Genomic DNA, 1,298 nt, shown 5'->3' with positions numbered 1-1,298 from the left:
GCGCGAACGCAATTCGCCCCTGGTCTTTAGGCCCAAACACAGCGATAACTGGCGTTAATATCGACAACACCATCGCGGTGGTCGCGGTATTCGACATAAACATCGAGAATATTGCGGTGATCAGCATCAGGCCTAACATGACAAACTTAGGGTTTTGCCCAAACGGCTTGAGCAACACCCTAGCGAGGTTCACATCCAAACGATATTTGGTTGCGGCCATTGCTAAGAAAAAACCACCTAAAAATAGCATGATGATTGGGCTTGCAAAGGTAGCCATGATTTCGTGATATTGCAGTAGTTCGCCAAAATGAGGTTGCCCTTCTTGTGTTCGAAACAAGACAATGCCTTTGTTCGAAACGAGCAATAACTCAAGCACGATGATCACCACCGACGTGGCATAAATTGGAATAGGCTCGAACACCCAACAGAGCGCTGCCAGCAAAAAGATCGCGATAACTCGCTGTTGGACGATGGTGATGCCGTCAAAAGGAAACGCTGACAAAGGCATCAGCCAAATAAGTAACGGAATCACCGTTGGGATGATGTATTTGAGATATGGGCGCATAGTACTACTACTCTTCCTGAGTTGGTTGGCCATGACATTAGGCATTTCGAGCCACATTCAGTCATCTTTCTATCAATCTGATTTTTATGAACAACTTTGCGGTTGTGAGATAGAAACATACCTGTTTGATAACTCTGAGTAGAGATTATGTACACTGTTTTGAAACGAAATTTTGGTCTTAGATCAATGAACTGGAATTCACATCAGAAAACATCTCTTATCTGTGTCCAAGCTCACTAATTACGCGATAGATACTTCTTCATCACATAATTAGTTAAGTGTTGCCCTCTCACTTCAACTTCTTGATGTTTAATCACTTTAAATCCCATCCGTTCAAAGAACGGACGAGCAGTGATACTGACCTCTGAGTACAAATACGGTAACGCTAATGACTCCGCTTGAGAGAAAATATGAGCCATCAATGCGCGGCCAACACCTGTCCCTTGATGCTGCTGATGGCAAAAGAAATGGTCAATGAAACCATCTGGCTGTAAGTCCGCATAACCGACAATCTGACCTTCAATTTCGGCAATAAATGGGGTGATGGTGTCCATCCTCGCTTGCCAAGTTTTTGGTTCAAAATCATCGGGAGCCCAAGCTTTCACTTGATCTGTTTGGTAATCGCGGCAGTTTACTTCTCGAACCGTATGGTAGAAGAGCGTCCATAGTGTTGGCGCATCATCAGCGCGATAGCTGCGTATTGAAAGCATCATTACAATGTTCCAGACAGACG

At 44.4% G+C, this 1,298-nt stretch carries 2 protein-coding genes; both read right to left on the bottom strand.

Annotated features, from left to right (window positions below):
- A partial coding sequence (locus R7Q47_RS24955) for an SLC13 family permease (protein WP_318089980.1) occupies window positions 1-565 on the bottom strand: 565 nt, incomplete at its 3' end.
- Window positions 566-801: 236 nt separating this feature from the next.
- Window positions 802-1,278, bottom strand: a complete 477-nt coding sequence (locus R7Q47_RS24950) for a GNAT family N-acetyltransferase (protein ID WP_206973999.1) — start codon at window positions 1,276-1,278, stop codon at window positions 802-804.
- Window positions 1,279-1,298: the final 20 nt, after the last annotated feature.

It is taken from the genome of Vibrio sp. Vb0349 (assembly GCF_033338975.1).
This window is presented reverse-complemented; position numbering and strand designations above follow the sequence as displayed.